At 72.6% G+C, this 14,053-nt stretch carries 15 protein-coding genes; 13 read left to right on the top strand and 2 right to left on the bottom strand.

Annotation, left to right across the window (positions count from 1 at the left end; all coding sequences use genetic code 11):
• The first annotated feature begins 132 nt into the window (after positions 1-132).
• The gene (locus BMW85_RS07190) at positions 133-1,911 is read left to right on the top strand and encodes a flagellar basal body-associated FliL family protein (protein ID WP_091078396.1); all 1,779 of its coding nucleotides are present in this window, start codon (positions 133-135) and stop codon (positions 1,909-1,911) included.
• 17 nt (positions 1,912-1,928) lie between these two features.
• Positions 1,929-2,732, top strand: coding sequence for a bifunctional hydroxymethylpyrimidine kinase/phosphomethylpyrimidine kinase (thiD, locus tag BMW85_RS07185; protein WP_091078393.1), 804 nt, complete (start codon positions 1,929-1,931; stop codon positions 2,730-2,732).
• A gap of 178 nt (positions 2,733-2,910) precedes the next feature.
• On the opposite strand, the gene rpmB is transcribed toward thiD, so the two are convergent.
• Positions 2,911-3,096, bottom strand: a complete 186-nt coding sequence (gene rpmB / locus BMW85_RS07180; RefSeq protein WP_043618345.1) for a 50S ribosomal protein L28 — start codon at positions 3,094-3,096, stop codon at positions 2,911-2,913.
• A 207-nt stretch (positions 3,097-3,303) separates the two neighbouring features.
• Between rpmB and BMW85_RS07175 the strand changes: the two genes are divergently transcribed.
• The 8 genes from BMW85_RS07175 to mutM all read left to right on the top strand — a co-directional run bounded on the left by BMW85_RS07175 (position 3,304) and on the right by mutM (position 11,169).
• Positions 3,304-4,848, top strand: coding sequence for a DAK2 domain-containing protein (locus BMW85_RS07175; RefSeq protein WP_091078390.1), 1,545 nt, complete (start codon positions 3,304-3,306; stop codon positions 4,846-4,848).
• Positions 4,849-4,902: 54 nt separating this feature from the next.
• Positions 4,903-7,089 (top strand): ATP-dependent DNA helicase RecG, encoded by a 2,187-nt coding sequence (gene recG, locus BMW85_RS07170; protein ID WP_091078387.1) that lies wholly within the window; start codon positions 4,903-4,905, stop codon positions 7,087-7,089.
• Between the two features lie 287 nt (positions 7,090-7,376).
• A complete protein-coding gene (rsmD, locus tag BMW85_RS07165) occupies positions 7,377-7,946 on the top strand; it encodes a 16S rRNA (guanine(966)-N(2))-methyltransferase RsmD (protein ID WP_091078960.1) in 570 nt (189 codons plus the stop codon).
• 14 nt (positions 7,947-7,960) lie between these two features.
• Positions 7,961-8,437 carry a pantetheine-phosphate adenylyltransferase gene (coaD, locus tag BMW85_RS07160; RefSeq protein ID WP_026214482.1) on the top strand — a complete coding sequence of 159 codons (477 nt, stop codon included), beginning with the start codon at positions 7,961-7,963 and terminating at the stop codon, positions 8,435-8,437.
• A 72-nt stretch (positions 8,438-8,509) separates the two neighbouring features.
• On the top strand, positions 8,510-9,061 hold the full coding sequence (locus BMW85_RS07155) for a YceD family protein (RefSeq protein WP_218155694.1): 552 nt from the start codon (positions 8,510-8,512) through the stop codon (positions 9,059-9,061).
• Between the two features lies 1 nt (position 9,062).
• Positions 9,063-9,242: a 50S ribosomal protein L32 gene (rpmF, locus tag BMW85_RS07150; protein ID WP_033409409.1), complete on the top strand. Its 180-nt coding sequence runs from the start codon at positions 9,063-9,065 to the stop codon at positions 9,240-9,242.
• 314 nt (positions 9,243-9,556) lie between these two features.
• The gene (gene rnc / locus BMW85_RS07145; RefSeq protein WP_020543958.1) at positions 9,557-10,291 is read left to right on the top strand and encodes a ribonuclease III; all 735 of its coding nucleotides are present in this window, start codon (positions 9,557-9,559) and stop codon (positions 10,289-10,291) included.
• A gap of 23 nt (positions 10,292-10,314) precedes the next feature.
• Positions 10,315-11,169, top strand: coding sequence for a bifunctional DNA-formamidopyrimidine glycosylase/DNA-(apurinic or apyrimidinic site) lyase (gene mutM / locus BMW85_RS07140; RefSeq protein ID WP_091078383.1), 855 nt, complete (start codon positions 10,315-10,317; stop codon positions 11,167-11,169).
• Here mutM and BMW85_RS07135 read toward each other — a convergent pair.
• Complete coding sequence (locus tag BMW85_RS07135) at positions 11,108-12,268, bottom strand: MFS transporter (RefSeq protein ID WP_218155693.1); 1,161 nt, start codon at positions 12,266-12,268, stop codon at positions 11,108-11,110. The genes mutM and BMW85_RS07135 overlap by 62 nt on opposite strands.
• Positions 12,269-12,360: 92 nt before the next feature.
• On the opposite strand from BMW85_RS07135, the gene BMW85_RS07130 reads away from it, so the two are divergent.
• The 3 genes from BMW85_RS07130 to BMW85_RS07120 all read left to right on the top strand — a co-directional run bounded on the left by BMW85_RS07130 (position 12,361) and on the right by BMW85_RS07120 (position 13,966).
• The gene (locus tag BMW85_RS07130; RefSeq protein WP_091078378.1) at positions 12,361-13,278 is read left to right on the top strand and encodes a LysR family transcriptional regulator; all 918 of its coding nucleotides are present in this window, start codon (positions 12,361-12,363) and stop codon (positions 13,276-13,278) included.
• Between the two features lie 14 nt (positions 13,279-13,292).
• Positions 13,293-13,580, top strand: coding sequence for an acylphosphatase (locus BMW85_RS07125; RefSeq protein ID WP_091078375.1), 288 nt, complete (start codon positions 13,293-13,295; stop codon positions 13,578-13,580).
• A gap of 191 nt (positions 13,581-13,771) precedes the next feature.
• Positions 13,772-13,966, top strand: a complete 195-nt coding sequence (locus BMW85_RS07120; RefSeq protein WP_090938435.1) for a hypothetical protein — start codon at positions 13,772-13,774, stop codon at positions 13,964-13,966.
• Positions 13,967-14,053 lie beyond the last annotated feature (87 nt).

The raw sequence follows: 14,053 nt of genomic DNA, 5'->3' as shown, positions 1-14,053 counted from the left end.
GGCACAGGTGGATCCGACGACGGGGAAGATCGGGGGAGCAGCAGCGCATTCTGGGGTCCTGACGAGGAGGCCGAGCCGCCAGGCTGGCCGTCCCTGCCGGACCGGCCCGAGGTCACGGGGCAGTGGGCCCCGATGCGGCGCCGCGAGGGCGAGCCGCCGCGCGGGCCGGGGTCCGAGCCTTACGAGGTCACCGGAGCTTTCGCGCTGCCCACCGACTCCGCCGGCGGACCCGCGAGTGCCTTCCCGCCGCCCCCTGGCGACCAGGCCGGCCCCTTCGAGGTGACGGGCGCCTTCGTCCGCCCCACGGACTGGGACGCTCCCTCTCCTGGCACCCCCACGGGCCCCGGCGATCCCGCCGGCGGTTCGCGGCCTCCGGGTGGGGCCGGTTCGTTCGCCGGGCCCGCCACGGGTGACTTCGACGTGCCGGGGCCGTTCGACCAGGCGCCTGGACGTGGCGACGGTCCTCGCCCCGGTGGCGGCTTCTTCGACGCCCCCGCCGAGCGCACCGCCGCGTTCCCCGGCCCGTCCGGCCCGTCGGGCCCTCATGACGCCCCGAGCGGCGACCCCTTCCGCCCCGGCCCGTTCGGCGCCCCCACCGGCCCTACCGGCGCCGGCCCCTTCGACCGCCCCGGCGGCACCGGCCCCTTCGACCAGGCCGGTGGCCCCGGCCCCTTCGACCAGCCCACCGGGACCGGCCCCTTTGGGCGGCCGATGCGCGGTGAGGGGTTCTTCGGTGAGCAGGAAGGGCAGGCCGGAGGCGCGTTCGACGGCCCGGCCGACCGTACCGCCAGGTTCGACGCGCCCCCCGCGGGCCCGCCCATGCCCGGAGACATCAAGGTGGCCGGCGAGCCCACGGCGGCGGTCCGGACCCCGGCGTGGGCGGAGGCCGAGACCGGTTTCCTCGCCTCCGGCTGGTCCGCCGACTCCGGTCTCGACGACCTCGACGACCCGGAGGAGCCCAAGGGCCGCCGCGGCCGCCGCAAGGCCGACCGCGACCAGGACAACAGCGGCGACAGCGACATCGACAGTGGGCGGGGCCGTGGCCGTGGCCGGGGCAGGGGGCGCGACGACGACCTGACCGCCCCGCCGTCGTCCGGCGGCGGCAAGGGCCGTGTGGCGCTGCTGTCCGTCGCCGCCGTGGCCGTGGTGCTCGGCGGCACGGTGGCGGGCGTGAAGCTGATGAGCTCCGGCGACCCGGCCAAGTGCGAGGGCGCGACCTGCGCGGCCGTACAGAAGAGCCCGGCCGATCCCGGCCCCGCCGTGGCCGACCCGCCGGTGGAGGAAGAGGAGAGCGAGCCCGAGGAGGAGCCCGCGGCGGACGAGGAGAAGGCCACCCCGTCCGGCCGTCCGACGCCCACCGCCTCGTACGTCGCCCGCGCCCCCCGCCGCACCAGCACGCCCACGCCGAAGCCCACCAGGACCAGGGTGAAGGCGTCCGCGCAGCCCACCAAGCAGGTGACGGAGGAGCCGACGGGCGCGGAGGAGAGCGACACGCTCACCCCCAACCCGGACCCCGAGCCCGCCTCGGACGGCGGCGCGACCGAGGCACCCTCGCAGCCGACTCCGGTGGACACCGGCCGGCCTGGCCCGTTCGGGCAGGGCGGTGCGAGCGGCGGCTCGGTCAACGTCCAGCAGACGATCAAGCAGCGTGTCGGCACCTACTCGGCGAGCCTCACGGTCGCGAACACCTCGGCGCGGGCGCTGGCCGCTCCCACGCTCTCGGTGCCGGTCGAGGGCCGGGTGCTGAGCGTGAGCGGCGCGACCTGGACGCAGGACGGAGACCTGCTGATCCTGGACGTGCAGAGCACCCTGGCGGCCGGCGACGAGGCGAAGGTCACGTTCACCGCGACTGGGAAGGGTGAGCGGGCGGAGACCTGCGGCATGGTCAGCGGGGAGTGCTCCGTCACCTGACCGGGTCAAATGGTTGGATGGGGGACATGACGGTTTCGACCCCTCCACGCGTGCTCACCGTCGCCGGCTCCGACTCCGGGGGAGGCGCGGGCATCCAGGCCGACCTGAAGACCATGATGGCCATGGGCGTCCACGGCATGAGCGTCATCGCGGCGGTGACCGCCCAGAACTCGCTCGGCGTCCAGGGCTACTGGGAGCTGCCGCCCGAGGCCGTACGCGCGCAGCTCGACTCGGTGCTCGGCGACATCGGCACCCAGGCGGTCAAGACGGGCATGCTGGCCTCGCCCGTCCTGGTCGAGGTGGTCGCCGAGATCCTCGGCCGGTACGGCGCGCCGGTCGTCGTCGATCCCGTCGGGGTGTCCAAGCACGGCGATTCGCTGCTCGCGGAGGAGGCCGTGGAGACGATGCGCACCCGGCTGCTCCCGGTGGCCACGGTGGCGACGCCGAACCTGTGGGAGGTCGAGCAGCTCACCTCGGTCAAGGTCGAGGACGAGGACGGCCTGCGCCGCGCGGCCGACGCCGTTCTCGCGCTGGGTCCCGAATGGGCGCTGATCAAGGGCGGCCACCTGCCGGGCGCGCCGGTGGACCTGCTGACCGACGGCTCCGAGGAGCACCGCTTCGCCGCCGAGCGCCACGACAACCGCCACACCCACGGCACCGGCTGCACGCTGGCCTCGGCCATCGCCTCCCGCCTCGCGCTGGGCGACGACGTGCCGGAGGCGGTGCGGGCGGCCAAGGAGTACGTGACCGGCGCCATCGCCCACGGCTTCCCCCTGGGCGCGGGCATCGGCCCCGTGGACCACGCCTGGCGCTGGCGCTGACCCGCCGGATCCCGCGGGCCCGACGGCGGTCAAAGGCGGCCGACGGCGCTCAAAGCCGGCCGACGGCGGTCAAAGCCGGCCGACGGCGGTCAAAGCCGGCCGACGGCGGGCCCGGCCGCGGGCATGACAAAGGCCCGCTGCTCGTGAAGAGCAGGCGGGCCTTCGCGCGTGGAAGAACCTAGCGGGTGACTTTGCCCGCCTTGATGCACGAGGTGCACACGTTCAGCTTCTTCGGCGTGCCGCCGACGACCGCGCGCACCGTCTGGATGTTGGGGTTCCAACGACGGCGGGTGCGGCGGTGGGAGTGGGACACGTTGTTACCGAAGGTCGGCCCCTTGCGGCAGACATCGCAGACGGAAGCCACGGTATCGCTCCTTAAAACAGTCGATGTAGCCCTGTCCGCTGATGCTTTCCGGGCGGAGGGCATGCCGGGACAACCGGCCAGCCAGACGAGAATATCCGATCCATACCGCTGGGCGCGAACTGGAGCACGGGCCGAGACTCGATCAGCCCGGCACGGAGATATTCTCCATCGACAACGGTAGCGCACGCGGGAGCACGGAGGCGCCGGATGGAGATCCTCGACCCGCCCGCGGTGCGTCGCTGGGCGCGGCTGGCGGCCGACGCGCTCGGCCGGGCCAGGACGGACATCGACGCGCTCAACGTGTTCCCGGTGGCCGACGGCGACACCGGCACCAACCTGCACCTGACCCTGCTGTCCGCGGCCGAGGCCGTCGAGTCCCTGCCCGACGACGTGGACGTCGCCGTGGTGTGGCAGACCCTGTCGTACGGTGCCCTGGTGGGCGCGCGGGGCAACTCCGGCGTGATCGTCAGCCAGGCCCTGCGCGGCCTGGCCGAGGTGCTGAAGGACGGCCATGACCTGCGGGCCGCGCTGCACCGGGCCGCCGTGCTGGCCAGGGAGGCCGTGGCGCGGCCCGTGGAGGGCACGGTGCTGAGCGTGCTGGAGTCGGCCGCGCTGGCCGTACGTGAGCTGGACGGCGACCTGGCCGAGGTGGCGCGGTGCGCGGCTGGCGAGGCCAGGGCGGCGCTCGGGCGCACCCCGCGCCAGCTCGACGTGCTGGCCCGCAGCGGCGTCGTGGACGCGGGCGGCGCCGGGGCGGCGATCGTGCTGGAGACCCTGGCCGCGGTCGTGACCGGCTCCTACGACGGGCGCTACGACGTCCCGGCCCCGGCCGCGAGGCTCAGGCCGATGACGGAGGCCGGGGCCGGATACGAGGTGATGTACCTGCTGGACGCCGACGACGGGGCCGTGGCGGCGCTGCGCGCGGAGCTGGACGCGATGGGCGACTCGCTGGTCGTGGTCGGCGGCGACGGACTCTGGAACGTGCACGTCCACGTGGCCGAGGCCGGGCCCGCCGTCGAGGCGGGGATGCGGGCGGGACGGCCGCACCGGATCCGGATCACCTACCTGGCCGAGCGCGCCCGCCACCCCGAGGCGGGCCGTGGCGTGGTGGCCGTGGCCGCGGGCGACGGCATCGCCGCGCTGTTCGAGGAGTGCGGCGCCGTCGTGGTGCGCCGCGAGCCCGGTACGAGGCCGCCCCTGCCCGCCCTGCTGGCGGCGATCCGCCAGGCGGGCAGCGAGGTCGTGGTCCTGCCCAACGACGAGGGCGTCGGCGACGTGGCCGCCGCGGCGGCCGAGATCGCCCGTGAGGACGGGCAGGTGGTCAGCGTGCTGCCCACGCGGGCGACCGTGCAGGGCCTCGCCGCGCTGGCCGTGCACGATCCGCTGCGCCGCTTCGGCGACGACGTGGTGGCGATGGCGGACGCGGCCGGCCAGACCCGCTGCGGGCACGTGACGGTGGCCCGCGAGGAGGCGTTCACCAGCGCCGGGGTGTGCCGTCCCGGCGACGTGCTCGGCTTCATCGAGGGCGACGTGGCGATGATCGGCGTCGCGCTGGAGCAGGTGGCGGCGCTGGTCGTGGACCGCCTGGTGGCGGGCGGCGGCGAGCTGGTCACCCTGATCACGGGCGCCGGCGCCCCGCCGGAGCTGGCCGAGTGCGTGGAGGAGCACCTGCGGGTCACGCGGCCGGACGTCGACCTCGCCGTGTACGAGGGCGGCCAGGGCGGCTACCCCCTGCTGATCGGAGTCGAGTGACGCGCCGGGGGATGGCGGGATTCCTGTCGGCCGCAGGCGGTAGAACTTAATGCCGTGAGCCGTTTCGACGAGCCTCTGACGAAGGCGCTCGACCCGAAGACCGCCAAGCTGCTGCACAGCGTGCTCGGCCTGGAGACGGTCGGCGACCTGCTGCGCCACTACCCGCGCCGCTACGCCGAGCGCGGCGAGCTGACCTCGCTCGCCGACCTCGAGGTGGACGAGCACGTCACGGTGGTCGGCGAGGTGACCCGGCTGATGCGCAAGCCGATGCGCAACCGGGGCGGCACCTGGCTGGAGGTCGAGGTCGCCGACGGCAGCGGCGACAAGATCTACCTGTCGTTCTTCGGCAAGGGCTCCCACGCGGCCGAGTCGCGGCTCAAGCCGGGGCGGCGCGGCATGTTCGCCGGCAAGGTGGGGCTGTTCGGGGCGCGCGGCCGGCCGCGCTGGCAGCTCGCGCATCCGGAGTTCGAGCTGTTCGAGGAGGAGGACGAGGACGGCGCGGCGGAGTTCGCCGCCGCGCCGGTGCCGATCTATCCGGCGGGCAAGGACCTCACGCCGTGGGCCATCCGGCGGGCGATCGGCGTCGTGCTCGACACGCTCGGCCCGCTCGACGACCCGCTGCCGGCCGAGCTTCGGGCCCGGCACAAGCTGCAGCCGCTGGCCGAGGCGCTGGCGGGCATCCACCGGCCGAAGGACTTCGCCGAGATGGGGCGGGCGCGGCAGCGGCTGAAGTTCGACGAGGCGTTCGTGCTCCAGGCGGTGCTGCTGCAGCGCCGCCAGGCGGCCACCGCCTGGCCCGCGCGGCCCCGGCCGCGGCGCGCGGACGGCCTGCTGGCCTCGTTCGACGGGCGGTTGCCGTTCGCGCTGACGGAGGGGCAGGCCGCGGTCGGCGAGGAGATCGCGGACGATCTGGCCCGCGAGCATCCGATGCACCGCCTGCTCCAGGGCGAGGTGGGCGCGGGCAAGACCGTGGTGGCGCTGCGCGCGATGCTCCAGGTCGTCGACGCGGGCGGCCAGGCCGCGCTGCTGGCGCCCACCGAGGTGCTGGCCCAGCAGCACCACCGCTCGATCACGGCCATGCTGGGCGACCTCGCGCAGGGCGGCATGTTCGGTGGCACGGCGGTCACGCTGCTGACCGGCTCGATGGGCGCGCCCGCCCGCCGCGCGGCCCTGCTCGACGCCGCCTCGGGCAACGCCGGGATCGTGGTCGGCACGCACGCGCTGCTCCAGGAGCACGTGCAGTTCGCCGATCTCGGGCTCGTGGTGGTGGACGAGCAGCACCGGTTCGGGGTGGAGCAGCGTGACGCGCTGCGCGAGAAGGCCGGTGACGCCCGGCCGCACGTGCTGGTCATGACGGCCACGCCGATCCCGCGCACGGTCGCGATGACGGTCTTCGGCGACCTGGAGGTCTCCACGCTGTCGCAGCTCCCGTCCGGGCGGGCGCCGATCACCACGCACGTCGTCCCGGCCGCCGAGAAGCCCCACTACCTGGAGCGCACCTGGGAGCGGGTGCGGGAGGAGGTGGCGCTGGGGCGGCAGGCCTACATCGTGTGCCCGCGCATCGGCGACCTGGAGGGCGACGAGGGTGACCTGCAGGTGGCGCCGGCCTCGGGCGACGACGAGCGGCGCCCGCCGCTGGCCGTGCTCGACGTGGCCGAGCTGCTGACCCAGGGGCCCTTCCACGACCTGCGGGTGGGCGTCCTGCACGGCAAGCTGCCGCCGGAGGAGAAGGACGCGATCATGCGCTCGTTCTCGCGCGGCGAGCTCGACGTGCTGATCGCGACCACGGTGATCGAGGTCGGCGTCGACGTGCCCAACTCCTCCGTGATGATCATCATGGACGCCGACCGCTTCGGCGTCTCCCAGCTCCACCAGCTCCGCGGCCGGGTGGGCCGGGGCGGCCTGCCCGGCCTGTGCCTGCTGGTCTCCGACTTTCCCGCGGGCACCCCGGCCCGCGCCAGGCTCGACGCGGTGGCGGCCACGCTCGACGGTTTCGAGCTGTCCCGGGTCGACCTGGAGCAGCGCCGTGAGGGCGACGTCCTGGGCGCCGCCCAGTCGGGCAAGCGCAGCTCGCTGAAGCTGCTGCAGCTCCTGCGCGACGAGGACGTGATCGCGGCGGCCCGCGACGAGGCCGCCGCGCTGCTCGCCGGGGACGCCGATCTCGCCGGCCACCCGGCGCTGCGGGCCGAGATCGACCGGCTGCTGCAGGACGAGCGGGCCGAATACCTGGAGAAGACCTGAGCGAGCGGCGCGGGAAAGCCGGAGAGCCCGGAAGAAGAAAAAACCCAGCCGCGGGGACGGCCTCCCCCCGAATGCCGTCCCCGGCTGGGCCCACCCTCGGGTCAGGTGCCGAGGGAACCGGCGTGCGGAAGGGCTCACGATCACGCCGGTCGGCCTTCATGTGGGTCATCTTGAAGGCCGCAGACTCATCATGCGTGCCGTCCCGGCCGAAACCAATCACCCTTGCACAGTCGAGGCAGACACTTGTCCACTCTTGACCTGCGGCAACATGCGAAAGAATGGGGCACATGACTCGGATCATCGCGGGGAGCGCGGGTGGCAGGCGGCTGGCGGTGCCGCCGGGGCGCGGCACGAGGCCGACCAGCGACAGGGCCAGAGAAGGGATCTTCTTGACGCTCGGCTCCCTTTACGGCCTGGACGAGGTCCGCTTCCTCGACCTCTACGCCGGCTCCGGGGCGATCGGCCTGGAGGCGCTGTCGCGCGGGGCCGCGGAGGCCGTGCTGGTCGAGTCGGACCCCAAGGCGGTGCGGACGATCAAGGACAATGTCCGCGCGCTGGGTCTGGAGGGCGCCCGGGTGGTGGCTGACAAGGTCACGCGGCTGCTCGCCAAGCCGCCGGAGGGCGGGCCGTTCGACGTCGTCTTCGCGGATCCTCCGTACGCGGTGCCGGACGCCGAGGTGACGACGGTGCTTGAGCTGCTGCGGGACCACGGCTGGCTGACCGAGGAGGGGTTGGTGGCTTTCGAGCGGGAAAGCAGGGGAAAGGCCCTTGTGTGGCCTGACGGGTACGTTGAGGAGAGGGTCCGTCGTTATGGCGAAGCGTCCGTTTGGTACGGTCGCGCCGCCGGGAACCCGTAGACCTGGGAGGCGTCTTGCGCCGCGTTGTCTGCCCGGGGTCGTTCGACCCCATCACCAATGGCCATCTCGACATCATCGGACGTTCGGCTCGCCTGTACGACGAGGTGACGGTGGCGGTCCTCATCAACGTCGAGAAGAGCAGCCTGTTCACCGTCGACGAACGCATCGAGATCCTGCAGACGGTGACGAAGGATTTCTCGAACGTCACCGTCAGGAAGTTCCACGGCCTGCTCGTGGACTTCTGCAAGCAGAACGACATCCCCGCCATCGTCAAGGGCATCAGGGTGGTCAGCGACTTCGACTACGAGCTGCAGATGGCCCAGCTCAACTACCGCCTGTCGGGGGTGGAGACGCTGTTCATGCCGACCAACCCCGAGTACTCGTTCCTGTCCTCCAGCAGGGTCAAGGAGATCGCCCGTTATGGTGGAGACGTGTCGGGCCTGGTGCCCGACCTCGTGCACAAGCTCCTCATCGAGCGTCTCAGGGGCTGAACGCGACCTGCTATCCTTTCATTTCGGCCTTGTACGACGGCGAGCATCTTCGCCATGCCTAGCGAGATCAGGATGACTCAGCACCTCGACCCCCGCTCCCCGTGGGTGATCTCCACTCATGACCTGGGCAAGCGGCCGGGCACGATGCGGCAGATGACCCTGGCGCTCCCGGCACCGGCAGACCTCGGCGTCGACATGATCGGTGTCCCCAAGGACGCCGAAGTCGAGCTGGATCTCCGGTTCGAGGCAGTGATGGAAGGCGTGCTCGTGTCCGGCACGGCGCGCGCCCCGCTCGCCGGGGAGTGCGCCCGCTGCCTCGACCCGATGTCCTCGGACATCGAGGTCGATCTGCAGGAGCTGTTCTTCTACTCCGACGAGGACGCCTCCGAGGACGACTCGCTGCTCGACGGCGAGCTGCTCGACCTTGAGCCGACGTTCCGCGACGCGGTGGTGCTCGCACTGCCGCTGAGCCCCGTGTGCCGCGAGGACTGCGAAGGGCTCTGCGCGGAGTGCGGGGTCAAGCTGGCCGAGGCCGGCGACGACCATCGGCACGAGGTGATCGATGCCCGCTGGGCGTCGTTGCAAGGTCTGATTTCCGACAAAGATAACGATCAGGAGAAGTGACGTGGCCGTCCCGAAGCGAAAGATGTCGCGGAGCAACACCCGCGCCCGTCGCTCCCAGTGGAAGACGACTGCCGTCGCCCTGGTGAGCTGCCCGCAGTGCCGTTCGCCGAAGCAGCCGCACATCGCGTGCCCCACCTGCGGCACCTACAACCGCCGTCAGGTCATCGAGCCGTCCGCCTGATCCGCCGGCACGACCGGACCTCTGCCGGATGGACCGCCGCCGCCTTTCGTGCTTGGTTGAAAGCGTGGCGACAGTCACGCGGCAGGTTTCTCGTCAGCAGTTGACGTGATGCCGACCGAGTGCCATTGTGCCTCGGTCGGCGTTACCGTCTCAGATGCGTGCGGCGGCGGTTCGCCCGCGGCCGTGGTGGACGCCGGGGCCAACGCGATCACCCCGACGCCCACCACGTTTTCGGGCATCTTCCCGCCAGTCGGCGCGCCATCGCCATAGGAAGATGTCCGAGGAGGAAGCACGTGGGCGCAGGTCCTAAGCCCGTGGCCGTCGAGGTCGCCAGGGACGAACTTGAGCGGGTTCTGTCGGTCGGGCTCGACCACGACATTCTGGAGCGGGCGCTGACGCACCGCTCCTACGCGTACGAGAACGGCGGCCTGCCGACCAACGAGCGCCTGGAGTTCCTCGGCGACTCGGTGCTCGGCCTGGTGGTCACCGACACCCTCTACCGCAACCACCCCGATCTGCCCGAGGGCCAGCTCGCCAAACTGCGGGCGGCCGTCGTCAACATGCGCGCGCTGGCCGACGTGGCCCGCAACCTCGGTCTCGGCCGCTTCCTGCGGCTCGGCAGGGGCGAGGAGGGCACCGGCGGGCGCGACAAGTCCTCGATCCTGGCCGACACGCTGGAGGCCCTGATCGGCGCCATCTACGTCGACAAAGGGCTCGGCGAGGCGTTCCGCGTGGTCCACCTGCTGTTCGACCCGCTGATCGTGCGCTCGGCGTCGCTGGGCGCCGGGCTCGACTGGAAGACCTCGCTGCAGGAGCTCACCGCCTCCGAGGCGCTCGGCGTGCCCGAGTACCACGTCGAGGAGAGCGGGCCCGACCACGCGAAGTCGTTCACCGCCATGGTGCGGGTCGGCGGCGAGTCCTACGGGTCGGGCACCGGCCGCAGCAAGAAAGAGGCCGAGCAGCAGGCGGCCGAGGCGGCGTGGACCCGCATCAGGGCCCGCCGCGACGAGCGCGAGAAGCAGCGCGAGAGCCAGCCCGCCGCGGGCTGACCCGCGCGAGGAGCGGAGTCCCTGTGCCGGAGTTGCCGGAGGTCGAGGTCGTCAGGCGCGGCCTCGCCCAGTGGGTGGTCGGCCGTGAGATCGCCGACGCCGAGGTGCTGCACCCCCGTGCCGTCCGGCGGCACGCGCCTGGCGCCGACGAGTTCGCGGCCCGGCTGAAGGGCCGCACGGTGCTGTCGGCCGAGCGCCGCGGCAAATATCTGTGGCTGCCGCTGTCGGGCGCCCAGGAGGCGCTGCTGGCGCATCTGGGCATGAGCGGCCAGCTCCTGGTCGTCGATCCGCAGGCGCCGCCGGAGAAGCACCTGCGGGTCCGCCTCCGCTTCGAGGACGGCGGCCCCGACCTGCGCTTCGTCGATCAGCGTACGTTCGGGCACGTCATGCTCACCGCCCTGGTGGACGGGGTGCCCGAGCCGATCATGCACATCGCGCCCGACCCGTTCGAGCCGGCCTTCGACGACGAGGAGTTCGCCCGGCGGCTGCGCGCCAGGCGCACCGAGGTCAAGCGGGCCCTGCTGGACCAGTCGCTGATCAGCGGCGTCGGCAACATCTACGCCGACGAGGCCCTCTGGATCTCCCGGCTGCACTGGGCCCGCCCGACGCAGACGCTCAGCAAGCCGAAGATCGCCGAGCTGCTGGCGGCGGTCCGCACCGTCATGGCCGCCGCGCTGCGGCAGGGCGGCACGTCCTTCGACAGCCTGTACGTCGACGTCAACGGCGAGAGCGGCTACTTCGAGCGCTCGCTGGAGGTCTACGGGCGGCGCGACCTGCCCTGCTCCCGGTGCGGCGCGGCGATCAGGCGGGAGGCGTTCATGAACCGCTCGTCCTACTCCTGCCCCAGATGCCAGCGGCGGCAGCGGCCAGCAGGCTGAGCACGACGGCCGGCCACATCGCGGCGGCGATCGACACCCCGTCCACCACCCGGCCGCCCACCAGGGCGCCGAGCGCGATCGACAGGTTGAACGCGCTCACGAACAGCGCGGTCCCCATCTCGCCGCCGCCGGAGCGCATGATCCAGAGTTGCAGCGCCACGCCGACGCCGCCGTAGCCGAGCCCCCACACGACGAGCGCGACGAGGGGCGGGGCGGCGAGCGCCAGGGCGGCCGTGGCCAGGGCGATGAGGGCGGCCAGCACGACGAGGACGGCCCGGGGGCTCCTGGCCGCGCGGGCACCGGCCACGAAGTTGCCGGCCACGCCGGCGGCGCCGTACAGCAGGAGGGCGGCGCCGACCAGGCCGGGGCCGGCCTGCGCGACCTGCTCCAAGAACGGCCGCAGATAGGTGTAGGCGGCGAAGTGGCCGCCGACGATGAGCACGGTCAGCACGAGCACGAGGGCGAGCGCCCGCGACATCCGGAACCCCGCCCCCGTCCCGGCGTCCGGCGCGGCGGCGGGCAGGGCCGGGAGGGTGACGGCGAACAGGACGAGCAGGGCCAGGGCCAGGACGCCCATGGCGGCGAAGGCCGCCCGCCACCCGGCCGAGGAGGACACCAGCGCCGCCGCGGGCACCCCCAGCACCGACGCCACCGACACCCCGCCCAGAATGACCGACGTGGCCCGCCCGACCTGCCGCTCGGGCACCAGCCGCGCCCCGAGCCCGGCCGCGAACGCCCAGAACCCGCCGATGCTCACCCCGGTCGCCACCCGGGCCGCCAGCATGACCGCGTAGCCGGGTGCCAGCGCCGCCGCGAGATCCGCCACGGCCAGCAGCGCCATCAGCCCGATCAGCAGGGTCCTGCGGTCGGCCCGGCGGGCGGCCACGGCCAGCGCCGGCGCGGCGACGGCGGCCACCAACCCCGGCGCGGTCATGGTGAGACCCGCCGTCCCCGGCGAGACCCCGAGGTCCGCGGCGATCGGGGTGAGCAGGCCGACGGGAAGCATCTCGCTGGTCACGAGCGTGAAGGTGCCGAGGGCGACCGAGGCCACGGCGAGCGGGCGCGCCCGTACGGAGGACGCGTCAAGGGTTGTCGTCATGCCCCTCAGCCTTCTTCCGGCCCCGGGACGGGAACAACGGCGAAGTCCGAAGGCTTGGTTCAGTCAGGCTGAACGATCCACGGGAGGCGGACATGGACTTCAGGGAGCTGGAGTGCTTCCTGGTGCTCAGCGAGGAGCTGCACTTCGCCCGTACGGCCGAACGCCTCTACCTGTCACCCGCCCGGGTCAGCCAGCTCCTGCGCGCGCTGGAGACCAGGATCGGCGGCCGGCTGTTCGACCGGACGAGCCGTCGGGTGCGCCTCACGCCGCTCGGCGAGCGGTTCCTGGCCGACCTGAGACCCGCCTACGACGGCGTGACGGGCGCCGTGAGCCGCGCCAGGGCCGCCGCGCGGGCCGTGACGGAGGTGGTGCGGGTCGGCTTCCTCGCGACGCCCACGGAGGTCGTGACGGGCAGCGTACGGGCCTTCGAGCGCCGTCATCCCGGCAGCGTGGCCGAGTTGATGGAGATCCCGCTCGCCGACCCCTTCACCCGGCTGCGCGCCGGCGAGGTGGACGTCGTGTTCACCCTGCTGCCGGTGGACGAGCCCGACCTCGCCACGGGGCCGGCGCTGAACAGGGTCTCCTATCGGCTCGGGCTCCCGGCCGGCCATCCGCTGGCGGGGCGGGCGGCCGTCGCGGCGGAGGAGCTGGCCGGGGTGCCGCTGATCGGCCTGGCGGGGCCGGCGCCGCGCTGGTGGGGCGAGCGTACGGCACCCTCCGTGACGCCTTCCGGTCGTCCGATACCCCGGGCCGGCGCGGTCGCCACCATCCAGGAGGGCTTGACACAGGTGGCCTTGGGACGGGGAGGAATACTTTTGTGCGCCCCCACCGCGGAAGTCCACGAGCGGGCCGACGTAAGCTTCGTCCCGGTCAGCGGGCTGATGCCGTCGATCTTGGGTTTGGCCTGGGTCAGGACGGCGGAGAGCGCCGCGGTCAGGGCGTTCGTGACGGCGGCGGACGGTTGGGCGTCGCTCCGGGAAGGACGCGCTGGTCGCCTGAGGACCGCCTGAGGGGGAGGGGAAAGATGACGGAAAATCAGGAAAACGCCAGGTTGACGGCTTGGGTCCGGGGGAGGGTCCAGGGTGTCGGTTTCCGTTGGTGGACCCGTGCCAGGGCACTGGAGCTGGGCCTCACCGGGTGGGCGCGCAACACCGACGACGGCCGGGTCGAGGTCGTCGCGGAGGGCCCTCACGCGAGCTGCGTCAAGCTGCTGGAGCTGCTCAGAGGTTGCGACACGCCGGGCAGGGTCGATGGAGTAGTGGAACGTTGGAGCGAACCCCGAGGTAGTTTGGGTGGTTTTGTAGAGAGGTAGCCGCTTTTGTCTAACCGCCCAAATAGGGTATAGTTGTATGTCGGGAGTGCCCATCAGTAGGGCGCAGCGGTTTGTTCGACTTGACCGCCCACACTGCCGGTGCGACTCTTGTTAGGTACCACGCGCACCCCTCCCGCGGAATAAGAAGTGCGCGAACCAGTCTGGTCACTCAGCGTGGAGGACCCTTTACCATGGCGAAGGCTCTACTCGGCCACGTCGGCGGTCCTGACCCTCGTATGGTCTCGGAGATGCGCCGCCTGCAGCAGCGCATCCGTGATCTGGAGGCAGAACTCATCCGACTTCAGGCCACGAACGACGCTCTTGCGGCGCAAACCCGCGACGAGGCGCTCAGCCGCATGCAAGAGCGCGAGCCGGCACTCACCTGAGAGTGATCGGAGCGCAAGACCCAGGGACGTCTCTGAGAGGCGTCCCTTGCTATTTGCCCTTGTCCCACCCGGTGCAGCCTGCGCCGG

Source organism: Nonomuraea wenchangensis (assembly GCF_900111685.1).
Classification (GTDB): domain Bacteria; phylum Actinomycetota; class Actinomycetes; order Streptosporangiales; family Streptosporangiaceae; genus Nonomuraea; species Nonomuraea wenchangensis.
The sequence above is the reverse complement of the archived record's forward strand: the minus strand, read 5'-3'. Positions and strand labels throughout refer to the sequence as shown.